We start from the raw sequence: 13,325 nt of genomic DNA, 5'->3' as shown, positions 1-13,325 counted from the left end.
GAGTCCGGGACCTACGGCCGCCCGCGCGGCGCCACCACCCGGAGGTCCAGACGGCGGTTGGCCTCGCGTCCCTGGGCAGTCTCATTCGACTCGACGGGCTTGTCCGGGCCGAATCCCCACGCCTCCAGCCGCTCCAGCGGGACACCTCGCTCCACCAGGTAGTCCCGCACCGCCTCCGCGCGCGCCAGCGTCACCTCCCGCTGCGCGTCCGGGTCCCCGCGGTTGTCCGTGTGGCCTTCGATGGCGATGACACCCAGCCGCGGGTGCACCAGCAGGACTTCGGCCACGTTGTCGAGCACCGGCTGGACGCGCGGCTGGAGGGCGGCGGTGCCGGGCGCGAAGGTGATGCGCTCCAACAGCTCCAGCCGGTCCGGGCGGATGACGACGCGCTGCTTGCGCGCCGCCGGGCAACCCTGGTTGTCCGCCACGCCCCGCTCTCGCGGACAATTGTCCCGGTGGTCCGCCACGCCGTCGCCATCCACGTCCCGCTCCGGGCAGCCGCGCAGCGAGGGCAGTCCCTCCTCGTCGGGACAGGCGTCCTCTTCATCCGGCACGCCATCCCCGTCCGCGTCGCGGATGGGGCACCCCTCGCGCGAGGCGGGCCCGGGCTCGTCCGGGCACTTGTCCGCCGCGCCCTCCACCCCGTCGCGGTCCGGGTCGTCGACGGGGCAGCCCTGCCGCTCCAGCGGGCCGAACACCCGCGGGCAGGCGTCCTTCGCGTCCTCCACGCCGTCCTCGTCCGAGTCGCGGATGGGGCAGCCGTCCCGCGACGCGGGCCCGGCGTGACGCGGGCACTTGTCCAGCGCGTCCTCCACGCCGTCGCCGTCCGTGTCCTTCGCGGGGCAGCCCTGGAGCCGCGCGAGCCCGCGCACGGTGGGGCAGGCATCCTCCCCATTGAGGACGCCGTCGCCATCCGCGTCCAGCCCTGGGTCGAGCGGGGGCGCGTGCCGGCAGCCCGGGGCGGCCACGGCCAGCACGGCGGCGGCGAGCAAGGCCCGGCGGTGGAGTGCGCGCGTCTTCATCATCCGCGTCACCAGAGCGCAGCGAGTGCGAGCTGTCCAGGCGCTCAAGCCGGCAAGGGCAGCTCCACGGTGAAGGTGGAGCCCTTGCCCGGCTCGCTCGCCAGACGGATGCTGCCGCCGTGGGCCTCGACGATGCGCTTGGTAATCCACAGGCCCAGGCCCAGTCCCTTGAAGTGCTGCACCGACGCGGAGCGCTCGAACTGCTCGAAGATGCGCTCCTGCTCCTCCGGCGACACGCCGATGCCCTCGTCGCGCACGGACAGCCGCGCCACCGGGCCCACGGCCTCCACCTCCACCGTCACCGGCCGGCCCGCGCCGTACTTCGCCGCGTTGGTGAGCAGGTTCACCAGCACCTGCTCCAGCCGCAGCCGGTCCCAGTGCCCCGACACCGGCCTGTCCAGCAGCAGCCGCACCTCGTTGCCCGCCAGCGCCAGCTCCTCGGACATGCGGCCCACCAGCTCGCGCGTCAGCGCCGCCAGGTCCACCTCTTCACGCTTCAGCCCCAGCCGCCCCGAGCTGAGGCGCGAGACATCCAGCAGGTCATCGATGAGCAGCCCCAGCCGCTGGCCCGCCTTCGCCGCCCGCTCCGCGCGCTCCGCCAGCCCGTCCACGGCCATGGCCTCGCGGGCCATGCGCGCCAGCAGGTGAATCTGGAGCTGGAGCGCGTTCAGCGGCGACTTCAGCTCGTGCCCCGCCACCGACAGCAGCTCGTCCCGCGCCTTCACCGCCTGCGTGGCCGCGCCGTATCGCCGCGCGTCTTCAATGGCCAACGCCGCGCGCGCCGCCAGGCTCTCCAGCAGCGCGCGCTCCTCCACCGAATACTCGCGGCCCTGCGCCTCGCGCATCACCCCCAGCGTGCCCAGCACCCGGCCGCGCACGCCCAGCGGGACGACGATGACGCTGTGGGGCCCGTAGTGCTGGAGGAAGGGCATGCCCTCCGGCACGCGCTCATCGCGCAGGTCTTCGGCCTGAAGGCGCGGGACGAAGAGCGGCTTCCCCGTCGCCGCCACCCGGCCCGACAGCCCTTCTCCCACCCGCCCCGGGCAGCGCCGCATGGATGCGTCCAGCACCGCGCGGGCCTCCGCGTTGGGATGGTGCACCGTCACCAGCTCCAAGCGCGTCGTGTCCTCGGAGAGCAGTTGGAGCACGCACGCGTCACCGAGCGCCTCCGACACCTTGCGCACCAGCACCTCCAGCACCATGGACAGGTCCAACCCCGCCTCCGCGATGAGGTGGCTGACCTGCACCAGGACGTGGAGCCGCGCCGCCCCGCGCCGGCTCTCCTCCTCCGCCGCGCGCGCCTTGCGGAACAGGTCCGCGTTGTCGATGGCCAGCGCCGCGCGCCCCGCCAGCTCCTCGGCCAGGGACAGGTCCGGGATGTCGAAGGGCGCGGATGTCTCGCTCCGCATGAAGGTGAGCACCCCCAGCGTGCGCTGCCGCGCCACCAGCGGCGTCAGGATGAGCGAGCCCACGCCCAGCTCGCGCGCGGCCGCGTACAGCCGCGCCGCCGCCGTACGGGTGTCCCCGGGCTCCGCGGTGGGGCGCGCCATCATCCACGGACGCCCCGAGGCGAGCACCTCCGCCAGCAACGTGGGGCTGCCTTCCTGCGGAGCGAAGCGCAGGAGCTCCAACCCGCGCGGCGCCGATTGCGGATTCTCATAGAGCACGGCCAGCCGCCGCACCACGCCGTCCTCGTACGAATCCACCGCGCAGCCATCCGCGAAGTGCCCCAGCGCCAGCCGCGCCACGCCCGCCACCGTCTCCTCCCAGTCCAGCGACGCCGACACGAGCGCGCTCGCGTCCGCCAGGAGCCGCAAGCGCTGTCCCGCCGCCTCCGCCTGAAGCCGCGCGGTGCGCTCCCGCGCGTACAGCCGCGCGCGCTCCAGCGCCTGGCCACACGCGTGCCCCAGGCCGGTGATGGACGCCCGCTCCAGCACCGAGAAGCGCCGCGCCTCCGAGAAGCCGAGGCACAACGTGCCAAAGGCATGCCCTTCCACCTGCAAGGGCAGCAGCACCAGCGCGCGCAGTGCCCCCAACGTGGGCACCACGTCCCGCACCTCGGCGGGCGTCTCCAGCCACACCGGCGCCCCCTGCACGGACACCCCGTCTCGCGCAGCGGCGGGCGTCTCCAGCCGCACGGGTGCCCCCGCGCCGTGCCCCGGCACACCACCGCTTCGCCAGGGCGGCACCCGGAGCGCCTCCCGCTGCGCGTGGGACACCCCCAGCCCGGCCTTCAACGCCAGCGTCCCGTCCGGCTCCACCAGGTGCACCAGGCCCACGCCCGCGCCCACCGCGGGGAGCCCCTGCTCCAGCACCACGCGCGCCACCTCGTCCGAGGACAGCGCGCCACCCAAGGCCTCCGTCACCGCCTGGAAGCGGCGCAGCCGCAGCACCTCCGACTCCTCCACCTCCGCTCGCGCGGACAGCACGGACTGGCGCAGCGTCTCCGCCATGCGCTCGCGCTCCAGCGCCAGCGCCGCCAGCTTCACCGAGAGGCCGAAGCGCCGCAGGTCCTCCTCCCGTGGCCGCCACGCCTCGCGGAAGAGCACGCCCAGCACACCGGCGGCGCCCAGGCCGGAGGCGAAGAAGAGCGGCTGGGACAGCAAGGCCGTGGCCCCCAGGCGCAGCAGGGCATCCGGCTCGGAGGCCAGCAGCGCGTCTCGCGACACGTCCTCCACCACCCGGGGCAGGCGCGGCTCACCCGGCCCCGGCGCCTGGGCCAGCAGCCGCTGCGCGCAGAGGGTGGCCGCCTCCGCGTCCACGCCGTGCGTGGTGAGCGTGCTCAAGTCGCCCGTCCCGCCCCACCAGCACAGGAAGGCACCTGAAGCCCCCAGCGTGGCGGACGCCTGGCAAAGCAATTCCTCCAGCACCGCCACCACCGGCGGTGCTGCGGACAGCCGCTCCAGGGCCCGCGACATGCGGTCCACCGCGGCTCCCACGTTTTTTCCGGGCACATTCATGCCCCACTCCCCCCGGCACGGACGCATGGCTCCCTGCCTCGAAACCTCATTCTCCCATGCCAGACGAAGCGTGGATACCGCACAGCGCGTTGCCCTGAAGTACGGGATTCCCCTCGGGTGCCTCAGTGCTCGAAGACGCGGAAGAAGGCGAAGAAGATTTCCAGCACGATGAGCAGGACGATGACGGCCTCCAACGTGTGGGAGCGGTCGATGTCCACGTCGCCCTTGAGCAGGCCATACGTCTGGGCCAGCAACTGCTGCTTGCGGGTGACGGCGGCCTGCCACGCCGGGATGCGCATGCGGCGCACGGCGCTCTCGTAGACCTTGGCCAGGTAGAAGTCGCCGATGATTTTGAGGCTGTTCTCCACGCGCTCGATGAACTCGTTGAGGTCCACCAGCGTGGAGAGCGTCTGCCGGGCCAGGCTGCGGTAGGGGCTGCGGAACAACGTGGCCCACCCATGCCGCGCGGCCTGCACCTTCTCGTGGATGCGGGTGATGTGCGCGTCCAACCGCTCGTCGTAGTAGCGGAACTCCAACAACTGCGCGTTGGCGATTTCCAGCAGGTCGGGGATGTCTCGCGAGCCGGACGGCTCGTAGACGAAGGCACTGTTCCAGTCGATGACGACCAGGTCTTGGATGGTGTAGCTGAAGCGCGACTGGAGCACGGATTCGCTCTCACGCGGAGACAGCGGCACCGTGCCGCTTTCGCCCAGGAGCAGCCGGGCCAGGTCCGCGCGCGTCACCAGCTCATCCGCGGTGGGATTGCCACGGATGTGCTCGGCGAAGATGACGGTGTAGCTCTCGTTCTGCTCCCACAGGTGCGGCGCCTGCGCGGCGGGGGCGATGGTGCGGCGCACACCTTCCACCAACTCCAACGCCAGGTCCTCCAGCGCCTGGCTGTCATAGAGCTCGTCCGCCATGCGCGTGAGCGCTTTCAACGAGGTGCCCGGAACGACCGGCACCTGGAGGATGATGGACACGGCGCCATGGTCGAACAGGCGCGCGGTGACATCCACCGTGACGGGACCGTCCCGCAGTGCCAGGGGCCGGCGGCCCAGCTCATAGGCCAGCGGTGGGTTGGGCAGCTGGATGTACTGACTGTTCTCCCGTGACAGCTTGAGCCGGCGCGAGTCCTCCGTGAGCACCCGGCGCGCGCGCTCCAGGTCCAGCTCCTCCGCGATGTCGAAGGTGCGGTAGCAGAGGACGTACGCCTTGTCGAAGAGCAGCGGTTCGGCAGCGTCCATGGTGCGTGAAGCCTAACCCGCGCCCATGACAATCCGTGGCCGGCCACCCTGGCATGCCAGACAGTCGTCATTCCCTCCGCGGCGCCGTACCGGAATGGACGGCCCCGGGAGGCGCTGGACTGTCTTCAGCCGAGCGAACGTTCAGGGCCGGTGGCGCGGAGGCGGCGGCGTCAGCTCCGTGCGCACGTCCCACAGCTCCGGGAAGAAGCGCAGGTCCAACGCCTTGCGCAGGAAGCCCACGCCCGAGGAGCCGCCCGTGCCCTGCTTGAAGCCGATGATGCGCATCACCGTCATCATGTGGCGGTAGCGCCAGAGCTGGAAACGCTCCTCGGTGTCCACCAGCTTCTCGCACATCTCATACGCATCCCAGTGCGCCTCGGCGTCCTGGTAGATGCGCCGGAACACCTCCACCACCTCCGGGCTCTTCTCGTAGGGCTTGCGCCAGTCACGCTGCACGTGGCTCTGCGGCACCGGATGTCCCATGCGCGACAGGTGGCGCAGGAACTCGTCATACAGGCTGGGGGATTCGAACAGCCGCTCCAACTCGCCGTGGATGGCGGGGACGTGGCGGAAGGGCATCAACGCCTGCGCGTCCTTGTTGCCCAGCAGGAACTCCACCGCACGGTACTGGAAGCTCTGGAAGCCAGAGGAGCTGCCCAGCGTGTCGCGGAACTCCAGGTACTCGTTCGGCGTGAGCGTCTCCAACACGCTCCACTGTTCGAAGAGCATCCGTTGGATGTGCGCCACGCGCGCGAAAATCTTGAACGACGGCTCCAGCCGGTCCGCCTGCACGTAACGGATGCAGGCGCCCAGCTCGTGGATGAGCAGCTTCATCCACAGCTCGCTCGTCTGATGCTGGATGATGAACAACAGCTCGTCGTGGTGAGGCGGCTGCGAGCGCGTCACCTGCGCCGACAAGAGCCGGTCGAGCTGCAGATAATCACCGTACGTGGTCCTTCCGGCCAGGTCGGTGATGATTCCAGGCTCCAAATCGCGTTTGTTCATGGGCCCGGGCATTCATGCTCGTGCAAGCCCCCACGGGCAAGTCTCTCCCGCATGGGCGGACCCCGATTCCTCTCCCAGCAACAGAGCGGAACGACGGGGGCGCGGTCACTCTCTGCCCGGGCCGGGGCAGCGTGCCGCTGGCTAGCCTGCGTGCCCAGCCTGAGCGGCAGCCGCCAACGCCTTGGACGCGGCGCGTCCACGCGGCAGCTTGATGTCGTCCACGCTGTCCGGGTCGGCGTAGTCCTTCCAGTCGCTCGGGCGGCGGTTGGTCTTCTCCAGCATGCGGAGCTTCTGGTAGTGGGCCGCGCAGTAGCCCTTGGTGCGGCTGGGCTTGCCGCAGCCGATGATGGCGCACGCGCGCGAGCCGTCAGCACCCGCCGCCGCCGGCTTGCGGCCACGACGCTTGCCACCCACGGCCGCGGGGGCCGCCGTCACGGAGCTGCGCGCCGCGGGAGGGCGACCCGGGCCGCGACGGCCGGCCTTGGCGGCCGCGGGAATCTGGGCGCCGAACAGGGGCCCGACGACCTCGGCCAGCGGGGCCAGGCGCTCGGCCACGTTGCGGAGCGCGTCCAAGTCCGCCGTGCCCTCCTCCAGCCGCGCGACCACGTCACGCAGCGGCTTGAGCTGGACCTCGATTTCATTGCGGATCATGTCGCGAAACGCTTTATCCACGGACATTCGTTGAATCCTCACCTGGGGAACGACAAGAGTAATGCAGTACTAGGGGGGGCTGATGCTCGATGCTTGTGATGCTGCCCATACCCTTACCTTCCAAAAATGGTTTTGTCTAAAGGAAGAGATAAAAGTTGTGACTGAGCAACGGACCATTCGCCCCGTTGTCGCAGGTCTCACCTGTTTCCCGGCGGCAGCCGTGGCCTAGCCGTCCCAGTGCAGGGACTCCAGCAGGGGGGCCTCCCCCGCCACCTGGGACACCTGGGGGCGTGACAGCAGCTCGTCCCAAGTGGCCGATAAATCACGCCGCAGGTCGTCCAACGACAGGGAATCCAGGGCAGTCATGAGCTGGGGCAGTCGTGCATTCTCCTCTTCTTGGAAATGAGCCACCGCCAGGTCTTCCAGTGTCAACAGACGCGCCTGCCACTCGGAATGGCCCGAGGGCAGCTCTTCCAGCTCAGCCATCAGCTCACGCATCGTGAGATGGTCTTCCGTCTGCTCACGACAAGACTCGCGGCCCTCCACCCCTGCCATCACCGGGTAGAGGCAACGCTCCTCCAGTCGTGAGTGAAGCCTCAGCAATGCCAGCAGCTCCGCCGTCAATCCCCTCAGCTCATCGGGTTCCCCACCCGATGCCAGACGCTCGAGACGCTCTTCCAGTTCCCGATGCTGGTCGATGAGGATGTCGAACGGGCTGCCCATGCCGGAACGTTCGGCATGCACCTGGAAGCAGACAACCTGAGCATGCCTGCGAGCTGGCATTACTCAAACTCCTACGAACCCCCACTGTCGGGGCCACCGCCGCCTCAAGAGCGCCCGGCTGCCCGGCGGCCAGGAGGGGGGCGCCGCCTGCTGGGGCCGCCACGCATCCCCATGTTTTTCCATCATGGATGCCCCGCTCGCCAGCCTGCGCCGGGCCGTCTTCCGCCTCGCCGAGCAGGGCGCGGCGCTGTCGGCCCTGTACCACCGGGCGCGGCTGCTGGGCTGCGAGCACCTGCCATTGAAAGGCCCGGTGCTGCTGGTGGGGAACCACGGCGTCTGGGGTTACGAGACACCTGCCTTCTTTCATCTGATCCACCAGGGCACCGGCCGCTATCCATTGGGCCTGACGGAACGGGGATTCTTCCGCATCCCGTTGATCCGCACGGTGTTGCCATGGCTGGGCGGCGTGGAGGGGACGCGGGAGAACGCCATGACGGCGCTTCGGGCGGGCTCACTGGTCGTCTGCTATCCGGGGGGCGCGTGGGAGACCTTCAAGCACAGCCACGGGCGCTACCGGCTGCGCTGGGAGCAGTCGCTGGGCTTCGCGCGGCTGGCGGCCCGCGCCGGCGTGCCGGTGGTGCCCTTCGCCGGCCAGGGGGTGGATGACACCTTCCGGTGGCCCCCGGGCGAGGAACGCCTGCGCGTGCGCCTGACGAACGATGACAAATACCGGATGCCGTTGGTGATGGGCATGGGGCCCCTGCCCTGGCCCGTGCGGCTCACCTTCCACCTGGGGACGCCTCACGCCCCGCCGCCTCCGGATGCCAGTGAATCCCGCCTCCGGGCCTTCCGGGACACCGTGGCCGCCAGCGTGCGGGGGCTCCTGACGAGGCATTCCCATGCGTGAAGCCCTGTCATCCCGCCCGGGGGGACATCCCCACGGCCCGCCGCTCGTCCCGAAGGTGGACGACATCCAGCAGGGCTATGCCCACCTGTCTTGTGAACGCCGTCCCGTGCGAGGCACACCGGTACGCCTGTTCACCTTTCCAGAGGGCAACACGGACGCGTCACGCACCGTGGTGTGTCTTCCGGGGCTGGGGGCCAGTGGCCGTTCCTTCGCGCCCATGGAGCCACTGACGGGCGCGCTGAGGCTGCTGCTCTGGACGCCGCCCCTGCGCACCCCCGCCACCCACACCCCGCTCTTGTGGAACCTGGCGGTGCTGGACCACGCGGAGGCCCTGCTGCCGGGGCGCTTCGCCCTGCTGGGGTCGTCCTACGGCAGCCTGCTGGCCATGGCCTATGCCCTGGCCCACCCGGAGCGGGTGAAGGCGCTGGTGCTGGTGTCACCGGTGGCCAGCGTGCACCGCATCCGCCGGCTGGCCCTGACGCTGTCCACCCTGGTGCGCGCCCCCCGGCCCCTGGCGTACCTGCTGGCGCCCACCGTGGCCCGGGTGCTGGGAGGCCAGCGGTTGCCGCCGGAGGGCCGGGCCGAAATCGTGCGCGAGGCCCGGCGCTTGTCCCCGGTGGAGCTGCTGCGCCGGCTGCGGGACATCCTGGCCACGGACCTGATGCCCCGGCTCCATGAGCTCCAGGTGCCCACGCTCGTCATCCAGGGCGGCCAGGACGTGCTGGTGCCGCCGCGCGCCGCCCGCGACGTGGCCCGGCACATCCCCGGAGCCCGGCTGGCGCTCATCCGGGGCGCCAGCCACCTGCCCTACATGAGCCACCCCGATGCCTTCAACACGCTGGCCGGGGACTTCCTCCGGCAGCACCTGCACTGAGCCGCCACCCACACCATGACCACCGACGCCACCCACCTGCCCCGCTCCGCCCTGCTGTTCCTGGCCCGACGCCCTGGACTGGAGAGCGCCGCCATGCGCCTGCGCCCCTTCCGGCGGCTGGCCTCGCGCTTCATCGCCGGAGAGACGCTGGAGGAGGCCGTGGACGCCGTGAAGGCGCTGTCCGCGCGCGGGCTCATGGCGTCGTTCGACCACCTCAACGAGGCCGTCCAGACGCCCGAGGAGACGCGGGAGGAGGTGCGCCAGTACCAGCGGCTGCTGGCCCGCATCGACGTGGTGGGCGTGCGGGCCAACGTGTCGCTGAAGCTCACCCAGTGCGGGCTGCTGTTCGATGAAGCCCTGGCCCTGGAGAACGCGCGCACGGTGGTGGCCGAGGCCGCGGCCCACGACTCCTTCGTGCGCATCGACATGGAGGACAGCTCGGTGACGCAGGTGACGCTGGACATCGTGCGACAGCTGCGCGCGGAGTTCGGCGAGCCCCATGTCGGCGCCGTGTTGCAAAGCGCCTTGCGGCGCACGGAGCAGGACGCGAAGGAACTGTGCGCACAGCGCATCCGCATCCGTCTCTGCAAGGGTGCCTATCTGGAGAAGCCCGACGTGGCCTTCCCAGACAAGCGGGACGTGGATGCCAGCTTCGTTCGCACCATGCGGGTGCTGCTGGACAGCGGCATGTATCATGGCATCGCCACGCACGATGAACGGATGATTGAAGCGGCACTGGACCACGCGGCGAAGCGCGGACTGCCGCGCGGCGCCTTCGAGTTCCAGATGCTGTACGGCATCCGCAGGGACTTGCAGGAGCGACTCGTGAGGGAGGGTCACCCGGTACGCATCTACGTGCCGTACGGACGGCACTGGTACCCGTACTTCATGCGCCGACTGGCCGAGCGCCCCGCCAACCTGGCCTTCCTTCTGCGCAACCTGGCACGTGGGTAGGAAGCAGTACGCGCCTCCCCGCCGGAGGTGCGGGGCCGCCGCGAGGCCCGCATGCGGGTGAAACATGCGGATGAAACACCAGACCGCGCACACCCTGGGGAACCCCGCGCGGAGGACCAACGCCAACCGAGAATGGCCGGCCCGCATGGACAGTCATGTCCGGGCAACCCCATACCGAGGGCGGTTCGCGCGCCGCGGCATTCCCTGTTCATGCCCCATGTCTTGTCGCATGGCGTGGATGCGTCGCGAGCGGGCGGCTGCCCCCTCCTCCGCCATCCGCGGGGCCCGTGGACGGCCCGCCGCTCCGGGTGCTCCTGGAGGGACACGCCGCGGGAGGCGTCCCTAGCTTTCCCGCATGGCGCTGCCCATCGAAGCCCATGCCCTCATTGGAGACACGCACAGCGCCGCGCTGGTGGCGAATGACGGCGCCATCGACTGGCTGTGCTGGCCGCGCTTCGACTCAGACGCGTGCTTCGCGGCGCTGCTGGGTGAGCCGCGGCATGGCTTCTGGCGCATCACCCCCACCGTGCCCGTGCGGCGCGTCCACCGCCGCTACGTGCGCGACACGCTGGTCCTGGAGACGGAGTTCCACACCGACGCTGGCACCGTGCGCCTGTGCGACTTCATGCCGCTGCGCGCGGACACGCCGCAGTTGATTCGCATCGTGGAGGCCCGCACCGGACAGGTGCCGCTCCACCTGGAGTTCGCCCCCTGCTTCGGCTACGGCGACCGCACGCCCTGGGCCCGCCTGATTCCGGGAGGCGTCAGCACCAAGGCCGGCCCGGATGCGCTCTACCTGTCCACGGAGCTGCCGCTGCGTCTGGAGCACAGCCATGTGCTCGCGGACTTCGCCGTGCCGGAAGGGCAGCGCCTGGCCTTCGTCCTGTCCTGGCACCCTTCGCACCTGCCTCCGCCCCGGCAGCCGCCGGACCCCTTCCTCACGCGCGCGGACACGGAGCGGTGGTGGCGCGCCTGGGCGCGCCGCTGCATCCATGAGAGCCCCTGGCGCGCGCAGGTGCTGCGCTCGCTCATCACCCTCAAGGCGCTCACCTACTCCCCCACCGGCGGCGTGGTCGCCGCGCCCACCACGTCCCTGCCGGAGCGGATGGGCGGCGTGCGCAACTGGGACTACCGTTACTGCTGGCTGCGGGATGCCACGCTGACGCTGCTGACCCTGCTGGACGCCGGCTACACCCAGGAAGCCCAGGCCTGGCGGGACTGGCTGCTGCGCGCGGTGGCTGGAGAGCCCGACGAGCTCCAAATCCTCTACGGCGTGGCCGGAGAGCGCCGCGTCACCGAGCTGGAGCTGCCGTGGCTGCCGGGCTTCGCGAGCTCGCGCCCGGTGCGCATCGGCAACGCCGCCGTGGGCCAGTTCCAGTTGGACGTCTTCGGCGAGATTGCCGACTGCCTCTACCACGCGCTCCGTCACGGCGTCTGCTCGGACGCCGAGGCCTGGGACGTGAGCGTGCACCTGCTGCGCTTCGTGGAGCGCCACTGGGACCAGCCCGACGAGGGCATCTGGGAGGTGCGCGGCGGGCGACAGCAGTTCACCCACTCCAAGGTCATGGCCTGGGTGGCCATGGACCGGATGGTGAAGACGGCGGACCTGCGCGGCATGCGCGGCGCGCAGGTGGAGCACTGGAAGGCGCTGCGGGCGCAGATGCACGCGGACATCTGCGCGCGGGGCTACGACGCGCGCCGCAACACCTTCACCCAGGCCTTTGGCAGCCAGGCCCTGGACGCCAGCCTGCTGTTGATTCCCATGGTGGGCTTCCTCCCGCCCGACGACGTCCGCGTGCGCGGCACCGTGGAGGCCGTCCGCCGCGAGCTGTGCCACGACGGGCTGGTGCGCCGCTACCACACGCACGAGACGCGGGACGGCCTCCCTCCGGGCGAAGGCGTCTTCCTGGCGTGCAGCTTCTGGCTGGCGGACGCGCTGGCGCTGATGGGCCGCAAGGACGAGGCGCGCGCGCTGTTCGAGCGCCTGCTGGGCCTGTGCAACGACGTGGGCCTGCTGTCCGAGGAATACGACCCGGTGGCCCACAAGATGGTGGGCAACTTCCCGCAGGCCTTCAGCCACCTCGCGCTGGTGGGCACCGCGCTGAACCTGTCGCGAGAGGGCGGCCCCGTTCAGCAGCGGAGCCACTGACGGCGGCGACGGCCCGGGCCCTTGGCTGGAAATGAAGCGGGCCCCGGCACGCGGTGGGCGCAGCGTCCCACCTCGTCCGAGGCCCGTGATGCACCCCACGCACGTCCACGTCCTCGAGGGACGCGGCGGAGCGGAGACTAGAAGTAGCCGCCGATGGTGGAGGCGACGCTGAAGTTCACCTCCACGTCATTGCCCAGGCCGAAAGCCAGGCGCGGGCCACCGCCCACGAAGAAGTGCGGCGTCACGTGGAAGAGGAAGGGCGCGTAGCCTTCCAGGATGACCGTCACGTCGGCGGGGAGCGCCGAGTTGGCGAAGGGCAGGATGTCGTCGCCGATGTACAGCGACACCTGGCCCTTGGGCCACACGGAGATGCGGTCGGAGAGCGGGATGTTGTAACCGACGCGCGCGTTCAGGCCGAAGGCGGCAATCGTGTCACCGCTGCCGAAGAGCGCGCGGACCTGGAGGCCGCTACCGACGGACAGGTTCTTCTTGAGGAAGTAGTCCGCGCCGGGCTCCAGGAAGATGTAGCCGACGCCGCTGCCCTGCGTGGAGTAACCCAGGCTCGCGGAGGCATCCGTGCTGATGACGAACTGCCCCTCCGAACCGAAGCTCCCCGACGACTCCTGAGCGCCGGCGCTCACCGACACCATGACGCCCGCCACTGCGGCCAGGTTCTTCCAGTTGTTTGCCTTCATGAGACGTCCCTCCGTTGCGTAGGCCCGGCGCACATGTCCGGGCGCTCGGCGCCCACTTCTAGCCAATGGGCGCGGCGGAACATCATTTATTTCGTCATGGTTGTGAACAGTCGCGTCGATGTCATGCGTGGATCAGCCGCG

At 70.5% G+C, this 13,325-nt stretch carries 11 protein-coding genes; 4 read left to right on the top strand and 7 right to left on the bottom strand.

All coding sequences use genetic code 11. The annotated features are described in order from the left end of the window. Positions 1-11: 11 nt before the first annotated feature. The 6 genes from BLU09_RS20470 to BLU09_RS20445 form a co-directional block, all read right to left on the bottom strand. Entirely contained in the window at positions 12-1,025 is a 1,014-nt protein-coding gene (locus BLU09_RS20470) for an OmpA family protein (RefSeq protein WP_244171893.1), read from the bottom strand. A 41-nt stretch (positions 1,026-1,066) separates the two neighbouring features. Next, positions 1,067-3,982, bottom strand: coding sequence for a sensor histidine kinase (locus tag BLU09_RS20465; RefSeq protein ID WP_244171892.1), 2,916 nt, complete (start codon positions 3,980-3,982; stop codon positions 1,067-1,069). Between the two features lie 122 nt (positions 3,983-4,104). Beyond that, positions 4,105-5,226 (bottom strand): hypothetical protein, encoded by a 1,122-nt coding sequence (locus BLU09_RS20460; RefSeq protein ID WP_090491222.1) that lies wholly within the window; start codon positions 5,224-5,226, stop codon positions 4,105-4,107. 141 nt (positions 5,227-5,367) lie between these two features. Then, positions 5,368-6,243 carry a tryptophan 2,3-dioxygenase gene (locus tag BLU09_RS20455; RefSeq protein ID WP_011557312.1) on the bottom strand — a complete coding sequence of 292 codons (876 nt, stop codon included), beginning with the start codon at positions 6,241-6,243 and terminating at the stop codon, positions 5,368-5,370. A gap of 129 nt (positions 6,244-6,372) precedes the next feature. Next, positions 6,373-6,909 carry a cell wall protein gene (locus BLU09_RS20450; protein ID WP_090491221.1) on the bottom strand — a complete coding sequence of 179 codons (537 nt, stop codon included), beginning with the start codon at positions 6,907-6,909 and terminating at the stop codon, positions 6,373-6,375. Between the two features lie 198 nt (positions 6,910-7,107). Next, on the bottom strand, positions 7,108-7,665 hold the full coding sequence (locus tag BLU09_RS20445) for a hemerythrin domain-containing protein (protein WP_090491220.1): 558 nt from the start codon (positions 7,663-7,665) through the stop codon (positions 7,108-7,110). Between the two features lie 124 nt (positions 7,666-7,789). Here BLU09_RS20445 and BLU09_RS20440 point away from each other — a divergent pair, with 124 nt between their 5' ends. The 4 genes from BLU09_RS20440 to BLU09_RS20425 all read left to right on the top strand — a co-directional run bounded on the left by BLU09_RS20440 (position 7,790) and on the right by BLU09_RS20425 (position 12,489). Continuing rightward, a complete protein-coding gene (locus BLU09_RS20440; protein WP_090491219.1) occupies positions 7,790-8,512 on the top strand; it encodes a lysophospholipid acyltransferase family protein in 723 nt (240 codons plus the stop codon). Next, positions 8,505-9,386: an alpha/beta fold hydrolase gene (locus BLU09_RS20435; RefSeq protein ID WP_167371121.1), complete on the top strand. Its 882-nt coding sequence runs from the start codon at positions 8,505-8,507 to the stop codon at positions 9,384-9,386. The genes BLU09_RS20440 and BLU09_RS20435 overlap by 8 nt, the downstream gene beginning before the upstream one ends. A 15-nt stretch (positions 9,387-9,401) precedes the next feature. Further along, positions 9,402-10,340, top strand: coding sequence for a proline dehydrogenase family protein (locus tag BLU09_RS20430; protein ID WP_090491218.1), 939 nt, complete (start codon positions 9,402-9,404; stop codon positions 10,338-10,340). Between the two features lie 355 nt (positions 10,341-10,695). Further along, on the top strand, positions 10,696-12,489 hold the full coding sequence (locus BLU09_RS20425) for a glycoside hydrolase family 15 protein (RefSeq protein ID WP_090491217.1): 1,794 nt from the start codon (positions 10,696-10,698) through the stop codon (positions 12,487-12,489). Positions 12,490-12,626: 137 nt separating this feature from the next. Here BLU09_RS20425 and BLU09_RS20420 read toward each other — a convergent pair whose 3' ends face one another. Next, positions 12,627-13,184, bottom strand: coding sequence for a hypothetical protein (locus BLU09_RS20420; RefSeq protein ID WP_171445032.1), 558 nt, complete (start codon positions 13,182-13,184; stop codon positions 12,627-12,629). Positions 13,185-13,325: the final 141 nt, after the last annotated feature.

Origin of the sequence: Myxococcus virescens, assembly GCF_900101905.1 — a bacterium.
Taxonomy (GTDB): domain Bacteria; phylum Myxococcota; class Myxococcia; order Myxococcales; family Myxococcaceae; genus Myxococcus; species Myxococcus virescens.
This window is presented reverse-complemented; position numbering and strand designations above follow the sequence as displayed.

Coding starts and splice junctions, on each gene's coding strand:
- BLU09_RS20470 (WP_244171893.1), bottom strand. CDS start 1,025: ATGATGAAGACGCGCGCACTCCACCGCCGGGCCTTGCTCGCCGCCGCC.
- BLU09_RS20465 (WP_244171892.1), bottom strand. CDS start 3,982: ATGAATGTGCCCGGAAAAAACGTGGGAGCCGCGGTGGACCGCATGTCG.
- BLU09_RS20460 (WP_090491222.1), bottom strand. CDS start 5,226: ATGGACGCTGCCGAACCGCTGCTCTTCGACAAGGCGTACGTCCTCTGC.
- BLU09_RS20455 (WP_011557312.1), bottom strand. CDS start 6,243: ATGCCCGGGCCCATGAACAAACGCGATTTGGAGCCTGGAATCATCACC.
- BLU09_RS20450 (WP_090491221.1), bottom strand. CDS start 6,909: ATGTCCGTGGATAAAGCGTTTCGCGACATGATCCGCAATGAAATCGAG.
- BLU09_RS20445 (WP_090491220.1), bottom strand. CDS start 7,665: ATGCCAGCTCGCAGGCATGCTCAGGTTGTCTGCTTCCAGGTGCATGCC.
- BLU09_RS20440 (WP_090491219.1), top strand. CDS start 7,790: ATGGATGCCCCGCTCGCCAGCCTGCGCCGGGCCGTCTTCCGCCTCGCC.
- BLU09_RS20435 (WP_167371121.1), top strand. CDS start 8,505: ATGCGTGAAGCCCTGTCATCCCGCCCGGGGGGACATCCCCACGGCCCG.
- BLU09_RS20430 (WP_090491218.1), top strand. CDS start 9,402: ATGACCACCGACGCCACCCACCTGCCCCGCTCCGCCCTGCTGTTCCTG.
- BLU09_RS20425 (WP_090491217.1), top strand. CDS start 10,696: ATGGCGCTGCCCATCGAAGCCCATGCCCTCATTGGAGACACGCACAGC.
- BLU09_RS20420 (WP_171445032.1), bottom strand. CDS start 13,184: ATGAAGGCAAACAACTGGAAGAACCTGGCCGCAGTGGCGGGCGTCATG.